At 33.9% G+C, this 2,735-nt stretch carries 2 protein-coding genes and 1 pseudogene; 2 read left to right on the forward strand and 1 reads right to left on the reverse strand.

Features of this window, described 5'->3' with window-relative positions; genetic code table 11:
* Positions 1–115: 115 nt before the first annotated feature.
* Together ACFINS_RS09525 and ACFINS_RS09530 are read left to right on the forward strand one after the other, a co-directional pair.
* On the forward strand, positions 116–466 hold the full coding sequence (locus ACFINS_RS09525; protein WP_041581387.1) for a type II toxin-antitoxin system RelE/ParE family toxin: 351 nt from the start codon (positions 116–118) through the stop codon (positions 464–466).
* Between the two features lies 1 nt (position 467).
* The gene (locus tag ACFINS_RS09530; RefSeq protein ID WP_015856199.1) at positions 468–791 is read left to right on the forward strand and encodes a helix-turn-helix domain-containing protein; all 324 of its coding nucleotides are present in this window, start codon (positions 468–470) and stop codon (positions 789–791) included.
* Positions 792–913: 122 nt separating this feature from the next.
* Here ACFINS_RS09530 and ACFINS_RS09535 read toward each other — a convergent pair.
* Positions 914–1,618, reverse strand: a pseudogene (locus ACFINS_RS09535) (portal protein); the annotation flags it as partial.
* Positions 1,619–2,735: the final 1,117 nt, after the last annotated feature.

A 2,735-nucleotide genomic window follows, 5' to 3' on the forward strand; every position in this document is an offset into this window, starting at 1 on the left:
TTATGGTTTTTTGTTACCATTTTTATCAAGTCAATTTTATTAATAATAGTTATTAAAAAATCACAAAATTAGAATAACCACTTGAAAATATACCCATATGGGTATATTAATAATCATGAGTAAAATAAAACGTATCATATGGCTTGGTTCTTCACTCAAAGATATAAAAAGTCTTCCTGATCTTATTCAACAAAGGATTGGTTATGCTCTTTATCTTGCTCAGATAGGAGATAGAGGAGAAAATGTTAAGGTTCTCAAGGGGTTTGGATCTGCCAATGTTCTAGAAATTATTGAACGCGATATTCAAGGAACTTATCGCGCTGTTTATACGATACAATATAAAAAATCTCTTTATGTGTTGCATTGTTTTCAGAAAAAATCGACCCGTGGCATTGCAACACCAAAACCAGACATTAATCTGATTAAAGAACGTCTCAAGTTAGCAGAACAATTAGAAGGGAATTAAAATGATCAATGTTTTTCACGGTAGTTCCAATGTTTATGCGGATCTTGGCTTTTCAGATTCCAGAGAGATGCTTATCAAAGCGCAACTTGCTCATAAGATTAGTCAAATTCTGAAAGAAAAGAACTTAACACAAAAACAGGCTAGTCAACTTTTGAAAATGACTCAACCAAAACTGTCTAAACTCTTAAGTGGAGAATTTCGAGGAATTAGTGAAATGAAAATGCTTGAGTGTTTGGCAAAATTGGGAAACGATATAAAGATTATTGTTAATCCGAAAGAAGTTAAAACGCTTGAAGGACATTTTGAAGTTGTTTTTTCTTCTTAAACTTCTTTATGATTAGCTTTTTTGGGTCTATTCATGCATGGCAATCTTATATAAAAAATAGTCAAATGAATCACGTATAAAAGTGTGGATTCTTAAGTGGATTCATATAAAATAATTACAAACAAACTATTGACTTTATTGTATTTTTGTTTATGTTGTCCTTCAACAAGTGTAACCATCCGACGACCGTTTTCAACATCAATGCCCTTCTCATCATCGTAAGCTTCAAGATCATTATGATGAATGCCTTCATGAGAGCTCCCATCACGCGCCCAATCCGCACTCAGCTCTGTCCAATGAGATTTGGGAAACATCTGCTTAGCTACTTCTAACGGCTTGCGATCTACATACCACAAACGTTGTGCATCGGTTAAATTCGGTTGCACTGCCGCACTATCCCAGACCATTTTCAGTGGGTCTAAACGCGTAATAACCGGTTCACCATCTATACTGTTCTCATAATCAAGCCGCGTATCGGTCCAGCCCATGCCGCAGATGACAGCGTCTTGGAAAGCATCACTATCTGCATATTCAGCATGTGCCATGTCGCGAAACCATTCCGCTGCTCCTGTAAGCAATTCACTTGGCAATGCCTTGCCTATTTGACGGGGAATGAATTGCACCTCTCGTTTATTGTTACGCTCTGAACCCACAACGGCATTAACCAATGGTGCAATACGGTTAAACGTCATAACGGGGCGGCGTTGCTCTTTTAACGCCGCTAAATCAGCCTCATTCCACTGATCACCATTGTAAAATCGAAAATCCTCTCTTGCATGTTCGCGCCATTTGTTCACATGCTCAACATCTTCTTTGTACCAGCTGATAAGCTATCATATCAAAAAATGAAATAAAGTCAATAGGTTGTGTGAAATTATTTTATATGAATCCACTTAAGAATCCACATTTTTATACGTGATTCATTTGACCATTTTTTATATAAGATTGGCATGTATGAATAGACCATAAAAAGCAAATCATGATGTAAATATTATAACGCATGTGTGTATTCAAATAAAATGAAAAGCCGATATCATTCATAACAGTTCATAAATTTTATGATACGTTTTTATCACAGCACAAATCACATTGTTTTAAATTTAGTCGTTTGAAAATATCGATAACATACGTTTAAAGATCACATCTTGTTTTAAAGATTGGATTGTTAATCACATAAAAGAGCAAATTAACATTCGCCAAAATTGGCGAGCGCAAAATAGAGAGCTGTCATAACAGCATCATCATAACACCGAACATTTTAAAGATTGCATAAAAGGATTTAAAGACAAGATCGATTTTATAACCACGGTATTTTTTTACCGAGGTAGGAAATAAAGGTCATGAAATTCAAATGCTATATCTTATGAAATGAAAAGCCTTTTAATGAATAGATTGCAGGCTAGTCTTTAAGAATGGAACTATTCGCTTCCACAAAAAAATGGAAGCAAATAATGCCATGGCAGTAGAATAACTATCTACTTTAGATTTGGTACTAAAAACGTTTTAAAAGTTATAGTTTAAAAATACGAAACCAAATGAGCTCTTTCCAAATTTGGGGGCAGCTATTTAGACAAAGATAAGAAAGTAAACTTCAAAACCATTGTAACATCATAAGGTATGGGTTTTTACTTAATTTTGAGTCAAAAGCTGTAATATTTAAGAATGCTCTATTCTAAGATAACATCCCCAAAATGGACCGGCTAATATTTAAAGAAATTAGGTTTTAATGAAAAGTACAAATACGCTTATGAGAACCTCATTAAATGCACGTTTAAACGTTTGAAACATAAAATGAGATCTTTATAAGAAACGTTAAAACTCTTTTTTATTACAGTTATAACTTAGTTATCATTTGCTCTTAAAAACGTTTCATTTATGAGAAAACTAAGATTTAGCTTTCACAGCAGAGCAAAATCTTAAAAACCTTACACTTTATAAAAGCGT

Source organism: Bartonella sp. AA2SXKL, assembly GCF_042197205.1.
Classification (GTDB): Bacteria; Pseudomonadota; Alphaproteobacteria; order Rhizobiales; family Rhizobiaceae; genus Bartonella.